16 protein-coding genes and 1 pseudogene are annotated in these 19,138 nt (G+C 70.3%); 14 read left to right on the top strand and 3 right to left on the bottom strand.

Translation table 11 applies throughout. The features are described from left to right. Positions 1–600 precede the first annotated feature (600 nt). The 3 genes and pseudogenes from FHY02_RS20435 to FHY02_RS23475 all read left to right on the top strand — a co-directional run bounded on the left by FHY02_RS20435 (position 601) and on the right by FHY02_RS23475 (position 1,834). Positions 601–888: a hypothetical protein gene (locus FHY02_RS20435; RefSeq protein ID WP_260173025.1), complete on the top strand. Its 288-nt coding sequence runs from the start codon at positions 601–603 to the stop codon at positions 886–888. Next, positions 878–1,426 (top strand): hypothetical protein, encoded by a 549-nt coding sequence (locus FHY02_RS23145; RefSeq protein ID WP_260173024.1) that lies wholly within the window; start codon positions 878–880, stop codon positions 1,424–1,426. The genes FHY02_RS20435 and FHY02_RS23145 overlap by 11 nt, the downstream gene beginning before the upstream one ends. Before the next feature lie 194 nt (positions 1,427–1,620). Continuing rightward, positions 1,621–1,834 (top strand): annotated as a pseudogene (locus tag FHY02_RS23475) (type IV secretion system DNA-binding domain-containing protein). A gap of 50 nt (positions 1,835–1,884) precedes the next feature. Here the strand turns inward: FHY02_RS23475 and FHY02_RS20425 are convergent. Both FHY02_RS20425 and FHY02_RS20420 read right to left on the bottom strand, forming a co-directional pair. After that, positions 1,885–2,112 (bottom strand): hypothetical protein, encoded by a 228-nt coding sequence (locus tag FHY02_RS20425; RefSeq protein ID WP_183925729.1) that lies wholly within the window; start codon positions 2,110–2,112, stop codon positions 1,885–1,887. Positions 2,113–2,166: 54 nt separating this feature from the next. Further along, complete coding sequence (locus FHY02_RS20420) at positions 2,167–2,376, bottom strand: hypothetical protein (protein WP_183925727.1); 210 nt, start codon at positions 2,374–2,376, stop codon at positions 2,167–2,169. Positions 2,377–2,802: 426 nt separating this feature from the next. On the opposite strand from FHY02_RS20420, the gene FHY02_RS20415 reads away from it, so the two are divergent. The 3 genes from FHY02_RS20415 to FHY02_RS20405 all read left to right on the top strand — a co-directional run bounded on the left by FHY02_RS20415 (position 2,803) and on the right by FHY02_RS20405 (position 5,793). After that, entirely contained in the window at positions 2,803–3,783 is a 981-nt protein-coding gene (locus FHY02_RS20415; RefSeq protein WP_183925725.1) for a ferritin-like domain-containing protein, read from the top strand. A gap of 52 nt (positions 3,784–3,835) precedes the next feature. Further along, a complete protein-coding gene (locus FHY02_RS20410) occupies positions 3,836–4,846 on the top strand; it encodes a ferritin-like domain-containing protein (protein WP_183925723.1) in 1,011 nt (336 codons plus the stop codon). Between the two features lie 101 nt (positions 4,847–4,947). Beyond that, positions 4,948–5,793, top strand: a complete 846-nt coding sequence (locus FHY02_RS20405; RefSeq protein WP_183925721.1) for an outer membrane protein — start codon at positions 4,948–4,950, stop codon at positions 5,791–5,793. Between the two features lie 69 nt (positions 5,794–5,862). Here the strand turns inward: FHY02_RS20405 and FHY02_RS20400 are convergent, their stop codons facing one another. Then, positions 5,863–6,594 carry an SDR family NAD(P)-dependent oxidoreductase gene (locus FHY02_RS20400; RefSeq protein WP_183925719.1) on the bottom strand — a complete coding sequence of 244 codons (732 nt, stop codon included), beginning with the start codon at positions 6,592–6,594 and terminating at the stop codon, positions 5,863–5,865. Positions 6,595–6,676: 82 nt separating this feature from the next. Between FHY02_RS20400 and FHY02_RS20395 the strand changes: the two genes are divergently transcribed. From FHY02_RS20395 to FHY02_RS20360, 8 genes are all read left to right on the top strand, one after another. Next, positions 6,677–7,066 (top strand): helix-turn-helix domain-containing protein, encoded by a 390-nt coding sequence (locus FHY02_RS20395; RefSeq protein WP_183925717.1) that lies wholly within the window; start codon positions 6,677–6,679, stop codon positions 7,064–7,066. 76 nt (positions 7,067–7,142) lie between these two features. Then, on the top strand, positions 7,143–8,054 hold the full coding sequence (locus FHY02_RS20390) for a fatty acid desaturase (protein ID WP_183925715.1): 912 nt from the start codon (positions 7,143–7,145) through the stop codon (positions 8,052–8,054). Next, positions 8,051–8,821 (top strand): phosphate/phosphite/phosphonate ABC transporter substrate-binding protein, encoded by a 771-nt coding sequence (locus FHY02_RS20385; RefSeq protein WP_260173023.1) that lies wholly within the window; start codon positions 8,051–8,053, stop codon positions 8,819–8,821. The genes FHY02_RS20390 and FHY02_RS20385 overlap by 4 nt, the downstream gene beginning before the upstream one ends. A gap of 67 nt (positions 8,822–8,888) precedes the next feature. Next, positions 8,889–10,706, top strand: a complete 1,818-nt coding sequence (locus FHY02_RS20380; RefSeq protein ID WP_183925713.1) for a sodium:proton antiporter — start codon at positions 8,889–8,891, stop codon at positions 10,704–10,706. After that, on the top strand, positions 10,703–11,374 hold the full coding sequence (locus FHY02_RS20375) for an OmpA family protein (RefSeq protein ID WP_183925711.1): 672 nt from the start codon (positions 10,703–10,705) through the stop codon (positions 11,372–11,374). Before FHY02_RS20380 ends, FHY02_RS20375 begins: the two co-directional genes overlap by 4 nt. A 246-nt stretch (positions 11,375–11,620) precedes the next feature. Then, complete coding sequence (locus FHY02_RS20370) at positions 11,621–12,352, top strand: zinc-dependent metalloprotease (protein WP_183925709.1); 732 nt, start codon at positions 11,621–11,623, stop codon at positions 12,350–12,352. Between the two features lie 232 nt (positions 12,353–12,584). Further along, a complete protein-coding gene (locus tag FHY02_RS20365; protein ID WP_183925707.1) occupies positions 12,585–13,415 on the top strand; it encodes a 2OG-Fe(II) oxygenase in 831 nt (276 codons plus the stop codon). 137 nt (positions 13,416–13,552) lie between these two features. Continuing rightward, a complete protein-coding gene (locus FHY02_RS20360) occupies positions 13,553–19,102 on the top strand; it encodes an autotransporter domain-containing protein (protein WP_183925705.1) in 5,550 nt (1,849 codons plus the stop codon). Positions 19,103–19,138: the final 36 nt, after the last annotated feature.

The raw sequence follows: 19,138 nt of genomic DNA, 5'->3' as shown, positions 1-19,138 counted from the left end.
ATCTTCCGCTCGTCGGCTTCGATCGCGGCCATTTCAGCGTCCAGTGACTTCGCCATAGTCTTGCCTTTCGGTCAGGCTCATCGGCTTCTGAACGGCGCTGTTATACCGATCACGCTCGCGATCTGAAAGCCACCTCGCAGCACCAGCGAGCAACCCCGGAGACAACCCATGAAACAGCCTTGGCCACGCCTCAACGAACCGGCGCGAAGCGCCCCTCAAAACCTGCCATTCCGCCTCACGGCGGGGCAGATCCCGGCGGAAGACCGGGGCACGCCCGGAGCCTCCTCGATGGACCTAGGGGGTCAAAGCAGCACGGAGGATTCGGGACTACAGTAGTGCACACCCTACGCAAGCTTCGCTTGCCGTTTTTCCCGGATCTCTGCGGCTTTTGAGGCGCTCAGATGGTGATTACATTGCGGTACGCTTTGCGGTACAACGTACTACACTTGGAAAACGGCGGATTTCCGCACGTTTGAGCGTAAGACGATGTAGTACGCGCTCGTCTCGGAGGCTAGATCGATCTTGCACCTCGAAGATTGATCGAGTAAGCAAAAGGTCCTCCTTAGGACCCACCAGCCCCCCTGCTAGGAGGCTGGTTCGTTGAAAACCTCGCGCCCTTACACGCTCCGGGTGCCCCGCGACTTGCGGGAACGCATCGACGCTCAGGCCGAGCGTCAGAGGTGCCTACCATCTGAGCTAATCAGACGCGCAGTCGTCCACTATCTCGACGGTCAGCAACGACTGTCGGATAGCGAGCTGCGCCACCTCCGCGTCGCCGAATATACCCAGGTCGCACTCGACGCGATCATCCGGGAAGATCATCCGGAACTGCGCGACACGCTGGTCCTCGAGACGAACCGCCGCATGGAGAAATACCATGGCGCGTGACGACCCCAAGGGCATGCGGCGAGACATCCGCAACAACCGCCTCGCGATACCGCAGGAGCACCATTCCTCGCGCGGCGACACACCCCGCAATTCGGGCAATTTCACCCGTGGTTCGCAGCTCCTAAACACGCAGGTGCTGATGTGGCTACAGGGGGCCAAACTGCCGGTCCTGATGTGGCTCGGCGTGTTCGCCCTCGCCTATGTCATCATCCTATCCATCACCCTCGATGAGAACAACGTGCAGCTCATCTGCATGCGGATTCTCTCGAGCCTGTGGAACTGGGTCGCGCTCGACAATCTGAAGCAGGTCGACCTGCGCATGCCGGACAACAGCCTGCATCGCACGATCATGGGCTACGTGCCCTACGTTCCGGAGGTCGCCCGCGCGTGGGACAAGGCGATCCGCGGGGTGCTCGGATCGATGATGATCGCCACCTGCGTGACTGTGCCGCTTGCCATCTGGTTCGTTGGCTTGTCCAAGCGCCGCGGCAAGCCCATGATCCAGGAGCGCCCCGAGCGCGGCGCCATGCTGATTTAACGTGATATCCTCTACGCCGAGATCGTCCCGCACAACGAGATTGAGCTCGAGACAGAGGCGTAGACCCTCTTTCCGGGCAAGAGCACGAACGTGGTGCTCCAGCCGCCATCTGGAGTGTGGAAAGCTTGCGCATCCACCATCCTTACTACATCGCCGGCATCCCCTACCCGCATTGCCTCAAGCAGTTGCACACGATGCTGCTCGGCATCACCGGCTCGGGTAAATTCACGACGCTGCGCAAGCACATCCAGCAGAGCGTGAGCGCCAGACAACGCCGTCGTCTTCGACCTGACCGGGGCCTACTTAGAGGCTTTCTACGGTCCCCGGAACGACACGATCCTGAACACGATCGACGCCCGCTGCCCCGCCTGGTCGATCTTCAACGACTGTCACCGTTATGGTCGGTGACAGTGCCAACGCCGCCCATATCGTGATTAAGACGAAGGCGCGCTCCGCCTTCATGGTGCGTCATGCGATCGCAACGAGAGCGAGGCCGAGAAAGGCCACTTCGAAAACAGCTCTGTACTTGACCTGGATGGCGGTCGACTCAGCAGCAGGGCGACGATGCCGTGGCTTTTGACCTTGTCTGGCGCGTTGATGCTACGAAGAAAAAGCAGGACCGCGGCCGCGACGACAAGATTGTAGAAGGCGGGTGATTGGCTATTCGCGCCACCGAACACCATCATTCAGCAAAAATAGAGTAGCGCCGTCGCTAGAGCCGTGAAGGCGCTGCCGTAGCGTCAAGCTATATTCCAGATGACGAAGACGGTGCCGACGGTCGAAAGGGTACCCACCAGCTGTATGCCGATGAGGCCACCGCCGCTCAACGGGTGCAGCGCGGCGTAGGTAAGGAACAAGCCGATCGGCTTGCGGTCCCAGACATCGACGTGCGGGAGGGCGCCGTGCCACGTCAGATCGGCAGAGAGTCCATTAAGCTCCTCATTTCGCATGGTAATCTGGATTCCCGGAGGAAGCTGACCCGCGTCAAGGTGGTTATCACGAGAAGGATGAGGATTCCTAAGAGCTGACGAGTTGGTACTTCGACCTAGTTGAGCGGCAGGCGCATTCTACGTCTCGCGAACGGCGTGGCCACGTTGTCGGTGCGCACCAGCATGCTCCCACGTCGATGCACGGGGTGCTGCTAACACGTTGTAATCAAAGCGCACTTGAAGGCTGATGAAAGCGGCCCTGCGCTGGAAACACGATGGAGCAAGTGGCCAAGGCGCGCAGATACTCTCGCAAACCGGCAAAGTTCCCGAGCACGGAAATATAAACATTCGTGTCCCAAGGCATCCCGGTCGATCCCGTCGCCGTATCTCTCGAAGCTCGCGCGTGGGGACATGGCCCTCTCCTGTGAGCATAGGGAGTTGCCACTCATGCATGAAGACGATCTGGTCATCGACGCTCTCGAGGCACGCGCCCAGCGACGCCACGACCGCCGCGCCCTGTTCACCGCGGCGCTCGGCGCCGCCGCGGTCGGTTCCGCCTTCGCCTACTCGGATCCCGCCCTGGCGCAGTCCGCGGTGACCGACGCGGACGTGCTGAACTTCGCGCTCAACCTCGAGTATCTCGAGGCGCAATTCTACCTGTACGCGGTCAACGGCACGGGGCTGCCGTCGACGCTGACCGGCAGCGGCAGCACCGCCGGCGGCACGGTGACGGGCGGCGCGCAGGTCGACTTCTCCGGCGACACGCTCGTCGGCGCCTATGCGCGCGAGATCGCGGCGGACGAGCAGGCGCACGTCAACTTCCTGCGCACCGCGCTCGGCTCGTCGGCGGTGGCGATGCCCAACATCAACATCTCGGGCGCGGCCGACGGCCCGTTCACTGCGGCGGCGCGCGCCGCCGGCGTGGTCGATTCCACGAGCGGGGTGTTCAACCCCTATGCCGACCCGACCAGCTTCCTGCTCGGCGCCTACATCTTCGAGGACGTCGGCGTCACCGCCTACAAGGGCGCGGCGCCGCTGCTCAGCAACAAGACCTTCCTCGAGGCCGCGGCGGGGATCCTCGCGGTCGAGGCCTATCACGCCGCGATCGTCCGCACGACGCTCTATGCCAAGGGCGTGCCCGCGCTGGTCGAGGCGACCGAGAAGATCTCGGCGGCGCGCGACGCGCTCGACGGCAGCCCGACCGAGGACCTGATCCGCGGCATCGCGCCGAAGGACGATTTCGGCATCACGCCGAGCGGCAGCGGGGACACGCTGGCGTCGAACATCGCGCCGCTCAACGTCAACGGCCTGGCCTACAGCCGCAGCACCGGACAGGTGCTCAACATCGTCTACCTCAACGCCGCGACCACGACGATGGGCGGGTTCTTCCCCAACGGCGTCAACGGCAACATCCGATCGACCACGTGAGCGTGCGGCGGCTCCCCTGCCCCGTCCCTCCCTCGTCACAGGAACCACGCACATGATCGATCATCGCAACGCCCTCGACCTGCTCGCCGCCGCGGACACGCGCCGCGCGGCGCGGCGCCGCTTCCTCAAGGTGGCGGGCGGCGGCACGCTCGCGCTCGGCGGGATCAGCCTGCTGTCCGGCTGCTTCGACTCCGAGGACGACGACGCCCCGAACCCCACGCCGACGCCGACGCCGACCCCCGCCGCGGTGACCGACAGCGACATCCTCAACCTCGCGCTCAACCTCGAATATCTCGAGGCGCAATATTATCTCTACGCGGTCAACGGCAGCGGACTGGCGGCCAATCTGACCGCGAGCGGCACCGGCACCGCGGGCGGCAGCGTCACCGGCGGCGCCAAGGTGGACTTCTCGGGTGACGCGCTGGTCGGCGCCTATGCCCGCGAGATCGCCGCGGACGAGGCCGCGCACGTCGCCTTCCTGCGCGCCGCGCTCGGCTCCGCCGCGATCGCCATGCCCAACATCAACATCGCGGGCGACGCGAGCGGCGCCTTCACCGCGGCGGCGCGCGCGGCCGGCGTGATCGGCGCGAGCGACACGTTCAACCCTTACTCCTCGCCCGAGAACTTCCTGCTCGGCGCCTATCTGTTCGAGGACGTGGGGGTCACCGCCTACAAGGGCGCGGCGCCGCTGCTGTCGAGCAAGGTCTTCCTCGAGGCCGCCGCTGGCATCCTCGCGGCCGAAGCCTATCACGCCGGGCTGGTCCGCACCGTGCTCTACGCCAAGGGCATCGCCGCCCCCGCGCTGGTCACCGCGGCGGGGAAGATCTCGGACGCGCGCGACGCGCTCGACCAGGGCGGCGACACCGACCAGGGCCTCACCGGCACGGGCGGCGCAGCCAATCTCGTCCCCGCCGATTCGGATGCGATCGTCTACAGCCGCAACAGTCGCCAGGTGCACAACATCGTCTACCTCAACGCCACCGGCGCCAACCAGAACGGGGGCGGCTTCTTCCCCAACGGGACGAACAACCCCAACGCGACGCTGCGGGTGGGACTGCCCTGATGCCGCGCCGGGCGCGCCGCCCGGCCGCCGCGCGACGGGGATGATGACGACAGGGGAGGAGGCCACCGCCTCCTCCCCAGTGATTCACGAGGGAGTGAGACATGAAGGTGATCGGATTGACCGCGGCGGCGCTGCTTGCCGCCTACGCGCTGCCCGCGACCGCGCAGGAGAGCGACGGCGGCTTCAGCGGCGTCTACGTCGGCGCGGCCGGCGGCTATGACGTCCAGCCCAATGACGGCGGCCGCTCGCGCGTGCTGTTCGACCGCAACCTCGACGGCCAATATGGCGACGTGGTGCGCACCGGCTCGGGCGCCGACGCGTTCGGCCCCGGCTTCTGCGGCGGCCGCGCCACCAACCAGCTCAGCCCCGCCAACGGCGGCCGCTGCGCCAAGGACAAGGACGACTGGGCCTATTACGGCCGGCTCGGCTTCGACGCGCAGCGCGGCCGCGTCGTCGTCGGCGTGGTCGGCGAGTTCGGCACCACCAACATCACCGACGGGGTGAGCGCCTTCTCAAGCACGCCGGCGAGCTATGTCTTCAACCGCGGCGTCGACTGGGAGGCGGGCGTGCGCGCGCGCGCCGGCTATACCCCCAACGACACCACCTTGTTCTATGGCACCTTCGGCCCGGGCTACGCCCGGATCGACCGCGCCTTCGGCTCGACCAACACGACCAACACGTTCGAGGGCAGCGGCAAGCGCAACCAGTTCGGCTTCCAGGGAGGCGGCGGCGTCGAGCAGCGGCTCGGCCGGCACTTCTCGATCGGGCTGGAGTACATCTACCACCAGTATCAGGACGACGATTATGTCGTCCGCGCCGCCGGGCCCGCGGGTACACCCTTCACCAACGCCAACAACGGCGGCAGCGCGTCGGGCACCGACTTCATCCGCAGCGACGACAAGTTCCGCTGGCACTCGCTGCGCGCCACCGCGGCGTTCCGCTTCTGACCGGCAGCCCCGTGCCGCCGCGCGACCCCGGTCCGCGACGGCACGGGGCCAGCGGCCTCTCGCCGGCGATCAGACCTGGCGCATGCCGCCGTCGACGCACAGCTCGGCGCCGGTGACGAAGCTGGCGGCGTCGCTCAGCAGGAACAGCGCCGCGGCCGCGACCTCGTCGACGCGCGCCATGCGCCCGAGCGGGATCGGCGCGATCAGCGCCCGGCGCGTCTCGTCCGGTACCGCCGCCATCATGTCGGTGTCGGTCGGCCCCGGCGCGACGACGTTGACGCGGATGCCGCGCGGCGCGAGCTCGGCCGCCCAGCTGCGCGCGTAGGAACGCAGCGCCGCCTTGGTCGCCGCATAGGTGCTGTACGGCGTCACCCCCATGGTCGCGGCGATCGAGCCGACCAGCACCACCGCGGCGCCCTCGCGCAGCAGCGGCAGCGCCGCCTGCAGGCCGAACAAGGCGCCGCGCACGTTGACCGCGAAATGCCGGTCGACATGCTCGGCGGTCTCCTCCGCCAGCGTCGCCGGCTCGGACAGGCCGGCGTTGAGCACCAGCGCGTCGACCCGCCCGTGCCGGTGCCGCACCTCGGCGACGACGCGCGCGAGATCGGCCTGCGCCGCCGCGTCGGCGACGATCCCCTGCGCCGCCCCCCCGATCCCCGCGGCGGCCGCGGCGACTTCCTGCTCCTTGCGACCGGTCAGCACCACCGTGGCGCCCTCCTCCGCCAGCGCGCGCGCGGTCGCGAGACCGATCCCCCGTGCGCCGCCGACCACCAGCGCGATCCTGCCTGCCATCCGCGTCATCGTCCGTCCTTCCTCGTCATGGAGGGCGGCTAGATATACGACGCATATCTGCTATCAAGAACGCACCCGGAGGTGAGTAGATATGGCGAGCGATACCGATCTGGCGGCGCTGTCGTGCCAGGCGATGATGGACGTGCCGCGGATCCGCCCCGTGCTCGACAAGATCGCGGACAAATGGACGATCATGATCCTGACGGTGCTGTGCCCCGAGCCCGCCCGGTTCAACGAGATTAAGCGGCGGCTCGACGGCATCACGCACAAGTCGCTCGCCGACGCGCTCAAGCGGCTCGAGCGCCACGGCCTGATCACGCGCACCGTGATCCCGACCGCGCCGATCGGCGTCGTCTACGCCATCACGCCGCTGGGCCACTCGCTGCGCGCGCCGTTCGAGGCGCTGTGCAGCTGGGCGCTCGCGCACGAGCAGGCCTTCGCGGACGCCGCGCTCGCCTATGACCGAGCGCGCGCCGCATAGCCCTCCTATCCACCTCATCAGAAATAGTCTTTTCAACTCCTACCAGCTTGGTGGATGATCGCGGCCGGAGGTGGCGATGTCCGACGAACTGGCGACGACGGAGGGAGGCGAACCGGCGCGGCGCGGCGCGATCGAGTGGCCGACGGTGGCGCTGGCGGCGCTGATCTACGGCGGCTGGCTCGCGCTGACCTACTGGCACGCGCTGCTGCCCTGGCCCGTGCTGATGGCGGCGGGCGGGTGGATGGTGGCATGGCACGGGTCGCTCCAGCACGAGACGATCCACGGCCATCCGACCCGCTGGGCCCGGGTCAACGGCGCGATCGGCGCGGTGCCGCTGGCGCTGTGGCTGCCCTACGGCGTGTACCGCGACAGCCATCGCGCGCACCATCGCAGCCCGCACATCACCGACCCGCGCCACGATCCCGAGTCGCGCTACGTCGCCGGGACCGGCCTGCCCCGCACGCTCGCCGCGGCTCAGGCGACCTTGCTCGGGCGGCTGGTGCTCGGCCCGCCGCTGGCAGTGCTGGCGCTGGCGATCGACGAGGCGCGCCGGCTGCGGCGCGCGCCCGCCGCGGTGCTGCGCGACTGGGCGCCGCATCTCGCCGCGGTCGCGCCGCTGATGGCCTGGCTCGAGTGGACCGGACTGGGCGTGGCGCGCTACGCGCTGCTGATGGTCTATCCCGGGCTCGCGCTGACGCTGCTGCGCTCCTTCGCCGAGCATCGCGCCGACCTGCCGGGACCAAGCCGCGCCGCGACGGTGGCGCGCGGCGGCGTGCTCGGGCTGCTGTACCTCAACAACCACCTTCACACCGCGCACCACGATCGGCCCGGGCTCGCCTGGTACCGGCTGCCGGCCTATCAGCGCCGCCACGCCGCGCGGCTGGAGGCGCAGGCGGGGCGGATCCACCGCAGCTACGGCGAGATCGTGCGCCGCTTCGCGCTGCGCGCGCACGACCGGCTGGTCCATCCCGCCGCGGCGCCCCGATGAGCGGCGCGGTCGCCTCGCTCGGGATGTACGACCACCCGGCGCAGCGCTGGGCCAACGACGCCTTGTGGCAGGCGATCGCGGCGCATCTGGCCGCGGGCGGCGTGGCGGCGCCGGACGCGCTCGACCGCGCGCGGCCGGTCGAGGCGATCTGGCGCGACCCGCGGCTGCTGCTGGCGCAATGCTGCGGCTACCCGCTGGTGACCGATCCCGCGCTCGCGCTGCGCGTGGTCGCGGTGCCGCATTACGCGGTGCCCGACTGCGCGCCGGGGCGCCACGCCAGCCGCGTGCTGGTGCGCGCCGACGATCCGGCGACGACGCTGGCGGAGCTGCGCGGCCGCCGCGCCGCGGTCAACGCGCTCTCCTCGAACACCGGCGCCAACCTGTTCCGCGCCGCGCTGGCGGGCGAGCCGCTCGACCAGGTCTTCGCTGCTGTGGTGGAGACCGGCTCGCACCGCGCCAGCGCCGCCGCGGTCCGCGACGGCGTCGCCGACGTCGCCGCGGTCGACGCGGTGAGCTACGCCGCGCTGGCGCGCGACGAGCCCGACGCGGTGGCGGGGCTGCGCCAGCTCGCGCTCACCCGCTCCTCCCCCGCGCTGCCCTTCGTCACCGCGCGCGCCACGCCCGCCGCGCTGGTGGCCGCGCTGCGCGACGCGTTGCACGCCGCGGTGCATGACCCGGCGCTGGCGCGGGCGCGCGCGGCATTGTTCCTCGCCGACGTCGCGCCCGCGAGCGTCCACCGCTACGTGGCGCTGCGCGCGCTCCACTGAGCCGCGCGCCGCCGCGGCAGAGCGCGGGCACGGTTCCTTTCCCCGCTCTCACGCGTATGCGCATCGGATGGAACAACAGGCACTCGTCATCGCGCTGATCGGCGCGCTCGGCATCGGCGCGCAATGGGTGGCGTGGCGCACCGGCTGGCCGGCGATCGCGCTGATGCTCGTCGCCGGCGTCGTCGCGGGGCCGGTGACCGGCCTGATCGACCCGCATCGCACCTTCGGCGCGCTGCTCGAGCCGCTAGTTTCGGTCGCGGTCGCGATCATCCTGTTCGAGGGCGGGCTCAGCCTCAACTTCCGCGAGCTGCGCCGCACCGACGGCGCGGTGACGCGGCTGCTGCTGGTGGGCGTCCCGGTCGGCTGGCTGCTCGGCGCGCTCGCCTGTTATTACATCGGCGGGCTGGTGTGGCCGGTCGCGATCCTGTTCGCGGGCATCCTCGTCGTCACCGGGCCGACCGTCGTGCTCCCGCTGCTGCGCCAGAGCAACATCGCGGCGCGGCCGCGCGCGATCCTCAAATGGGAGGCGATCGTCAACGACCCGATCGGCGCGTTGTGCGGCGTCGTCACCTACGAATATCTCCGCCGCGCCGGTGAGGGCGTGACGATCCCGCAGCTGCTGCTGTCGCTGCTCGCCGCGAGCGTGGTGTCGGGGCTGATCGGCTATGGCGCGGCGCGCGCGGTCGCCTGGGCCTTCCCGCGCGGGCACGTGCCCGAATATCTCAAGGCGCCGGTGCTGCTGGTGGCGGTGATCGGCACCTTCGTCGTGTCCAACCTCGTCCAGCAGGAGACCGGGCTGCTGGCGGTGACGGTGATGGGCGTGGCGCTCGCCAACCTGCGGCTCGACTCGCTGCGCGACATCCATCCGTTCAAGGAGAATGTCACCGTCCTGCTGATCTCGGGCGTGTTCGTGCTGCTGTCGGCGACGCTCAACCTGAGCGTGCTCGAGCGCTTCGAGTGGCGCTTCGCCGCCTTCCTGCTGGCGCTGCTGTTCCTGGTGCGCCCCGCCACGGTGCTGCTCAGCCTGGCCTTCACGCGCGTGCCCTGGAACGAGCGGCTGCTGGTCGCGTGGATCGCGCCGCGCGGCATCGTCGCGGTGGCGATCTCGGGGCTGTTCGCGCTGCGGTTGGGCAATCTCGGCTATGACGACGGCTCGATCCTGGTCACGCTCTCCTTCGCGGTGGTGGTGGCGACGATCGTGGCGCACGGCTTCTCGATCGGCGCGGTGGCGCGCTGGCTCAAGGTGACCGGCGCGACCAAGCGCGGGCTGCTGATCGTCGGCGCGACGCCGTGGAGCATCGCGCTGGCCGAGCAGCTGCGCCAGCTCGAGGTGCCGGTGACGCTCTGCGACACCAGCTGGCAGCGGCTCGCCCCGGCGCGGCGCGGCGGGATCGACACCTATCACGGCGAGATCCTCGCCGAGGCGACCGAGGACCGGCTCGACCTGTCGCGCTATCAGGTGCTCATCGCCACGACCGACAATGAGGCGTATAACGCGCTGGTGTGTAACGAATTTGCCCCCGAGCTCGGCCGCGACAACGTGTATCAGCTCGGCGCCGGCACGCACGAGGACGACCGCCGCGCGCTGCCCGCCTCGCTGCGCGGCCGCGCGCTCTTCACCAGCGGGCACGGCGTCGAGGAGATCGTCCGCCGCGTCGACGACGGCTGGGCGTTCCGCAAGACGCGGATCACCGACAAGTTCGACTATGCGACCGCGCGCGCCGACCTGGCCGACGAGGCCGACATGCTGCTGCTGCTGCGCAAGGGCGCGCCGCTGCGCTTCTTCTCGCACGCCAGCCGGCCGGTGCCGCAGTCGGGCGACACGATCATCAGCTTCGGTCCGCCCGCCGGGGTGCGACGCGCGCAGCAGGAGGTGAGCGCATGAGCGGGACCCGGGTCAAGCGGATCGGCGCGATCGAGGCCGGCGCGGCGGCGCTGCTGCTCGGCCTCGCGGCCTGCTCGTCGCCGCCGGCGGGCGAGCGGGGCAATGCCGCGGAGGTCGCCGAGGTGGCCGGCAACGCCGACGACGTCGCCGCGCCCGGGAACGGCGCCGAGGCGGTGCCGCCCAAGTCGATCCTGCGTCCCGAGGTCGCCGCCCCGGTGCCGGAGCCGGAGGCGCCGCGCGCCGAGGACGTCGTGGTCGGCTTCGACGAGCCCGGCAAGATCCTGACCGACGAGGCGAAGGCGGCGCTCGACGCGCTGGTCGCCAGCCCCGCGGCGCGCGCCGGCGGCGCCTTCACGCTGCGCGGCCACAGCGACTCGCGCGGCGACGATCGCGCCAACCTGCGCGCGTCGCGCCGCCGCGCCGAGACGGTCCGCGACTATCTCGTGGCCAAGGGGATCGACCCGGCGCGCCAGACCGTGATCGCGCTCGGCGAGACCACTCCGCTCGTCCCCAACGCGCACCCGGACGGCAGCGACGACCCCGTCGCCCGCCAGAAGAACCGCCGCGTCGAGGTGCATGTCGCGCTGCCCGCGCCCGCTCCCGCCGCCACCCCCGCCGCGGCGGGCGAGGACGCGGTCGCGGAGAACGCGACGGCGCCGACCGACTAGGCTGATCCGACCTTCAGCTGATCCCCCTCGCTAGGGGATCGCTGCGAGATCGCTCGGCTCGTGTGACGCGTCTCCGTGTTCCGGCGAACGCCGGAACCCAGGGCCAAGCAGAACCACACGTCGGGGTGCGTCACTCTGGGCTCCTGCCTGCGCAGGAGCGCGGACAGAGACGACGCGACGACCTCCTGCGAGGGATGATCGGCGAGCCCTTTCCTTGCATGCTGTTACGACCTGCATGGCGGCGCCGTGCGCTCGCCGGCAGAAGGGCCGGGATGCGCGCCGTCGGGCGTGCTCCACGCCGGCGCGCCGCTCGCCGACCTGCGCCGCAGCTTCGTGCCGCTGTGGCTGTTCCATCGCTACGCCGTGGCGGCGATCGGCAAGACGCTCGGCGGGGTCCACTACAGCTACGCCACCGCGGGCGACAGCGCCCCGCCGCCGACCCGCGCGACTGCGGCCGAGCAGGGAGAAGCGCTCGACGCGCTGATGGCGACGCTCAGCCCCGCCGCGCTCACCGTGCCGCCTGCGCTGGCGCTGACGCTGTCCTCAGGCGTCAACGGTAGCGCCGACCCGCAATATGACAGCGAGGTGTTCGACACCGCGGGCGGCGCGGTGTTCGACCCCCTGGTCGCGACCGACGTCGCGGCGCAGGTCACGCTGGAGACCCTGCTCGCGCCGTCGCGGCTCACCCGGCTCCACCTCCAGCACGCCGCCGACCCGGCGCTGCCCGGCGTCGAGACGCTGCTCGACCGGCACGACCGCGACGTGGTGGCGCGCCACGACGACGCGGTGGCGCAGCGGATCGCGCTGCGGCTCGACACCGCCCTGGTGGCGACGCGCGGGCGGCTCGCGCGCGACAAGCGCGACGCCTGGGCGCAGGGCGTGGCGCGGTTGCTCGGCGACAAGGACGCGCTCGACCGCGCGCCCGCGCCGGCGTCGCGACCCGCGCCGGCGATCCCACCGGGGATGCCGATCGGGTGAGCAGGGGGCGTCCGCTTCGGCTGGCCGACGCTCGCCGCGATGATCTCTTTCGCTTATCAACGGCCGACCGTCGCCTCAACAGTGATCGCCATCGGGGCGCTGCGGCTCGGCGCCGGGCATCTCGACGGTCATGTCGTCCGCTAACAGACGTCACCAGTCCGGCGCATACGAGCTAGCCAATTGCGGCGAATGCCATTAGGCGCTCGGCGCAGAGTCAACGAGGATTGTCGCGATGATCGGATCGACCAGCAGCCATTCCGCGACGGCGCCGCTCCACTTGTCCGACGCCGCGCGTGCCGCGATGACGTCGGATCGATTCCACGATGCAAGCCCGTTCCCGGTGCTGATCGTGGACGATTTCCTGCCCGAGGCTTTCGCCGCCGACTTGCACCGGGAGATCCTGGCGCTGCAAGACCTCAGCCAATCGAACGACTATATTTTCGCCAAGAACAAGTTCGAGTATCCCGCGCTCGAGGCGATCGGGCCGCACGGTGCCGAACTCAAGCGTTTCCTGCTGTCGGAGGAGTTTGGGACCGCACTCACCGCGATGTACGGGCGCCCCCTGTTCGTCGACGCGAATTTCACCGGCGGCGGTGTCCACCGCGGCGGACCCGGCTCGTTCCTCGACATGCACGCCGATTTCGAGCGTCATCCTGGCGAAAAAGATTGGGTAAGAGAGCTCAATATACTACTCTACATGAACAAGGACTGGGAGCCCGCGCACGGCGGCGCACTGGACCTGAAGCACGCCGACACGGGCGCGGCGAGCGCGATCGAGCCGCGCTATAATCGCCTCGTGTTGATGCTAACCAAGTCGTTCACGCTGCACGGCTACAAGCGCACCTCCTTCCCACCGGGTTCGTATCGCAACTCGATCGCGGCCTATGCTTACTCGCGCGAGGCCGATGAGAGCCGGCTCGCCCGCTTATCGACGACGACGCGATGGCAACCGTCCAACGCCGGTGCGGTGAAGCGCACCATCGCCGCGCTCACACCAGGCCTTGTCAGGCTGAAGCAACGGCTGCTCGGCAGCAACACGGCGCGAGGCGCGGGGAAAAAGTAAAAATGCCGATCGCCCGCCTCAGCGCGGTACAATCGTTCATCAATTTCTTTCAAAACTTCCTGGACTATGGGGTGGTCGGCTGACTAGCCCTCCTTTGCGCGATGGGGGATTGCGTGAGTTTCCGGGGGTGGAGTGGCATGAACAGGCTGGGTTCGGTGCGTATGCGCCGGTGGACGCTCGCGCTCGGGGCGAGCATCGTGGCGATCGGCGTCGCCAGCAGCCCCGCTGCGGCGCAGTGCGGCCCGGACCCGACGCGCGCGAACGCGACCACCACCTGCACGGGCATCGATCCGGACGGCCTCGTGGTAACGACCCAGGGCTCAAAAGTGAACGTCAGCGCCGATGCGGTCATCCGCTCGGGCCGTCACGCCGCGATCGACGTGGCCGCGACCGGCGTTACGCTCTCGATCGCCGGCGCGGTCGCTGGCGGCAGCAACGCCGGCATCCGGCTAGACGTCGGCGCCCCGTACAACGTGGCCTGCAACGACCGCCTGCCGGGCGCCCCGGTCCCATGCCCAGCCGGCTACATCTACTCGGCCTATCCCGCATCGGCGTCGGCCACGATCGCCATCGCGGCCGGTGCGAGCGTGGGCGGTGCACACGCGCTGAGTGTCTCACTCAGTCCGGCCAATTACGGCGCCACCGCGCGCGCCGACGTTACCAATGCCGGCGCGATGAGCGGCAGCGCCGGTGCAGCGATCATCGCTGACCTGCCGCAGACCGGCAGCTTCTTCTACAATCAGGTGAGCGTCGTTAACGCCGCGTCGGGAACGATCGCCGGGATAAGCGGTCACGTCGGCAGCATCACGAATGACGGTACCATCACCGGTGTCGGCGGTACGGCCATCAACATCAGCGGCCCGCTCTCGCTCACCAATCTCGGTACGATCGACGGCGCGGTGCGGGCGGGGTCGTCGGGCAACCAGGGCAGCACAATCGACTCGAGCCGCGGCACGATCGACGGCGCGCTCACGCTGGGCGACGGCGACGACGTGCTGCTCGCGCGCTACGTCGACGGCAGCATCATGACCGGCATCACCGGCGCGATCGACGGCGGCAACGGCGTCGACACGCTGCGCCTCGGCATCGCGGCCGATGCCACGCTCGGCGCGGTGGCGCTGCCGACCAACTTCGAGCGGCTCGGGCTGGACGTGGCGAGCGGCGCCACCGCGACTTTGGTGAACGGCTTCGCCGGCCCGGTGCTGCTGGGTGGGACGGGCACGATCATCAATCGCACGACGCTAACCGGCGACACGAAGCTGGTGGGAAGCGCCGGCTTCTTCGACTCGCCCAGCTTCATCAACGCTGGCACGCTGCGTACGCTGGGCGCCGGCGGCTATGCGATACAGACAAACGCGCGCGCGATCGACAACCAAGGGGTGATCAACGCGGCCGGCGACGGGGTGTCGGTCGACGGATCGTCCGCCACCTTCGCCAACAGCGGCACGATCACCGCGGGGGGCACCGGTGTTTTCGGCGTCGGCATCTCGTTCAGCAACACGGGCTCGGTCCAGTCGACCGGCGGGACGGCGGCGCGCCTGTCGAGCGGCAGCGCGCGCAACAGCGGGACCCTCACCGGTGCGGAGGCGGGGGTGCGGCTCTCGGGCAACCTCGTGAACGAGGGGACGATCAGCTCTCCCGGCACCGCGATCCTCGTCAACACCTATAGCGTGATTGACAATCGCGCGGGCGGCCGGATCAGCGGCGGCACGCGGGCGATCGCTTCCGAATATGCGGTCTCGCTGGGCCGCGTCGACGTGACCAACGCGGGCACGATCGACGGCGATGTCCTCCTCAATACCGATCCGGACCCCGACTTCTACAACGGCAACCGCTACGTCGCACTGCCGGGCGGCGTGCTCAACGGTAATCTGACGATCGGTGGTGGCGACACACTGGTGACCGAGCTGGCCGGTAGCGGCGACGGCCGCTTCGCCGGGATCACCGGCACGGTCAGCGCGATCAACAGCGGGCTGCGTTACCGCGTTCGCGACACCGCCATCGTCTCCGCGGCGGCGCCGGCGGGCTTCATCGCCGTCGGCTACGAGCTGTTCGACGGCGCCGCGCTGACGTTGACCGGCGCGAACGCACCGCTGAGCTTCGCCGGCACCGGCAGCGTCGACGTCAGCGGCGACATGGTGGTGGGCAGCAGCCCCGCGATCGGCCGCGCCGCACCGCTCTATGTCACGGGTGAGCCCGAGCGCGACGGCGGCGCGCTGGCGATCACCACCCGCGGCACGTTGACGCTGGTGCGCTCGGCCGACCAGGGCGGCGCGCCCGGTGTCGCGGTGAGCTTGAGCGAGCGCGACACCTATACGAACGCCGGCACGATCCTGCTCGGCGGCGCGGTCAGCGCCGCGAGCGCGGGCCGCATCATCAACACCGGCACGATCCGCCAGGTGGTGGGCAGCGCCGCCTCCGACGGCATCAACGGTACCTATAGCCGGATCGACCTCGTCAACGACGGGACGATCGAGGTCGCCGGCGCGGCGGTCCGCGGCAGCTACAACAGCACAACGATCGACAACAGCGGCCGGCTCGTCAGCAGCGCGAGCGCCGCGGTGATCGCGGGCGGCTATGCCGACACGATCGTCAACCGCCCCGGCGGCGTGATCGCGGGCAGCGGCACCGCGGTGCGGATGTACGGCGGCACGCTGACCAACGCGGGGACGATCAGCGGCGACGTGCTGCTCGGCTTCGGCGATTATGGCCTCAGCTATGCTCCGACAACCTATGTCGCGCAGGGCGGTACGATCGCGGGCGACCTGCGCTTCGGCAGCGGCGACGACCAGTTCGTCAGCTACGGTGAGGCGACCGGTGTGAGCGGCACGATCGACGCGGGCGAGGGTTACGACACCTTCGTCCACGCGCGCAGTACCAGCGCGACGGTGACGCTGGGCGCGCCGCTGCTCGCCAGCTTCGAGCGCGAGGGCGCGCGCGCGACCGGCGACGGCACGGTGCTGACGCTGCGCGCCGACGCACCGCTGACGGCCGACCTGCTGCTCTCGGGCGACGCCACGATCGTCAACACCGCGACGCTCAGCGGCAGCATCACCGCGGCGAGCGCGCAGCTGCTCCCGGGCGCGGACATGAGCGCGCTTGCCGGCCTCATCAATCGCGGCGATGTCACGGGTACCGTCGTCGGCACCGTGCGCGACTTCACCAACGAGGGCAGCATCAGCGCGGCCCGCGGCGCACAGCAGCAGACGGTGCTCTACCTCGACGGCGATGCGGCGCTGACCGCGCGCAACACGGGCACGATCCGCGGCGCGACGATCCTGGTCGGCGGCGACAGCGGCTCGCCCTTTATACCCGACCCTCGCGCACTGACGCTCGGCTTCAGCAACAGCGGGACGATGTCCGCGACCCGGGCGACGCTGCAGCTGGCGGCGAGCACCTACCTGCCGCGTGAGACCGCGTTGTCGCTCGACAACCAAGGGACCATCGAGGCAACGGGCGTTGCGGGCGTCGCGGTACAGTTGAGCGCTTACGGTAGCGCGCCAAGCGAGGTGTCGCGCACGATCGCGGTGACGAACGGCGGCACGATCCGGGCCGATGGCGGAGGCGGCGTCATCGACACCGACTATCCATACTATCTGCCGGGTTACCGCGTCCCTGCGGTCGCAGTCGCGCTCTCCGGTGGCGACGACACGACGCTGAGCGTGACCAACGCCGCGCCAGGCGTGATCGAGGCGACGGGCGCGCGCTCGACCGCGATCACCGCCGCGGGCGGCGCCTTCAGTCTGACGAACGCGGGCACGATCCGTGGCGGCGTGGGCGAGACGATCGCCTACACTAGCTGGTATGAGCCGGAGGGCGAGAGCTATTACCTTCCCGGCGCGATCCAGGGCAGCGACGGCGGCAACACCATCGTCAACAGCGGCACGATCATCGGCTCGATCGATCTGGGCGACGGCGCCGACCGGATCGAGAGCACCGGCCGCATCGTCGGTGACATCTTCCTCGACGACGGCGACGACCGCGTCACGCTGGCGGGCAGCTTCGGCGGCGCGATCGACGGCGGCGCCGGCACCGACACGGTCACCGTCACCGGCGGCACCGCGGCGACGCCGATCGCCTTCACCCGTCTCACCGACGTCGAGCAGCTGTCGGTGACCGGCGGCTATGCCACGATCGCGGGCGCCGCGGCGCTGCGCCAGCTCGACGTCACCGGCGGACGGCTGGTCGGGCTGGCAGGCTCGACGATCAGCGCGCCGCTGATCACCGTCGCGCGCGGCGCCACCTTCGGCTCGGCCGGCACGGTCGACGCGAACCTCGCGATCGCGGGCACGCTGAGCCCCGGCGCCTCGCCCGGCACGATGACCGTCAACGGCAACGTCGCGCTCGCCGCTGGCGCGACCGCGCTGTTCGAGATCACGCCCAGCGTGTACGACAGGCTGGTGGTCAACGGCGCGGTGTCGATCGCATCGGGCGCGAGCTTGCAGCTCGTCTCCGACACGCCGCTGCGCGCGGGCACCAGCTACCAGCTGATCACCGCCACCGGCGGGGTGAACGGCGCCTTCACGACGGTGCAGCTGCCCGGCAGCCAGCCCGGATTGGTGCTGCAGGACGCGGGCAGCCTGCGCCTGCTCGCGCAATTCGCCCAGCCGACCAGCCTGGCGCCGCAGGTCGCCAACAGCGTCGCCTACGTCAACGCCGCGCTCGCCGCGGCGCCGCGCGACGCCGCGCTGCTCGCCGCGGTGCCCGCGCTGCTCGACGCCGCGGGCGCGACCGACGCGCGCGCCTTCGCGCGACTGACCCCCGAGGCCTATGCCTCGGCGACCCAGCTGGGCGTCGACCAGGCGCTGTCGCTGGCGCAGGTGGCGCGCGGCGGCGCCTTCGCGACCGACCGCGCCGAGGCGGGTGCGTTCACCTTCGCGCAGACGGTGGGCCAGTGGCACCGGCTCGCCGGCGACGCCGCCAGCGGCAGCAGCGCCGCGCGCGCGCAGAGCTACGGCTTCCTCGGCGGGCTGGGCTACGGCGATCGCGGCTGGATGGTCGGCGCCTTCGCCGGCTATCTCAACGGCCGCCAGCAGATCGGCGCGCTCGGCGCGCGCACGCGCGCCGACGGCGTCGTGGCCGGCGTGCACGCGCGCTACACCGCGCCGGCGGGCTGGGGCTTCAGCGGCTCGCTGCTGTACGACGGCGGCGAGGCGCGCACCGATCGCGCGTTGCCCGGCACGGTCGCGGCGAGCGCGCGCTACGGGCTGCACAGCTGGGTCAGCGACGTGTCGCTGCACCACACGCTGGCGGTCGGGGGCGACTGGACGCTGCGCCCGCGCCTCGGCGCCACGGTCGTCCGCACCACGCGTGACGGGGTGAGCGAAGAGGGCGCGAGCCGCTTCGCGCTCCAGGTCGCGCGCGAGCGCCACGTCGCCGGCTTCGTCGACGCCGGGCTGACGCTGGCGCGCGACGACGGCTCGGACGCCCGCTTCCGCCCGCACGTCGCGCTCGGGCTGCGCCACCAGGTCGAGGGACGCCGCGTCGACGCGCTGGCGGGCTTCACCGGGGGGCCGCTCGGGCTCGACGCGGTCGGCGCGTCGCGTGCGTCGGTGGTGGGCACCGCCGCGGCGGGCGTCGACTATCGCCTGAGCGCCGCGGTCAACCTGTTCAGCGCCGCCACGGCGCAGACCGGGCGCGACGATCACCAGGAGACGATCACGACCGGGGTGCGGCTGCGCTTCTGAGCCGCTGCTGCTCCCATCATCGGCCAGACTCTGGCC

The organism is Sphingomonas sp. BK069 (assembly GCF_014193405.1).
Classification (GTDB): domain Bacteria; phylum Pseudomonadota; class Alphaproteobacteria; order Sphingomonadales; family Sphingomonadaceae; genus Sphingomonas.
This window is presented reverse-complemented; position numbering and strand designations above follow the sequence as displayed.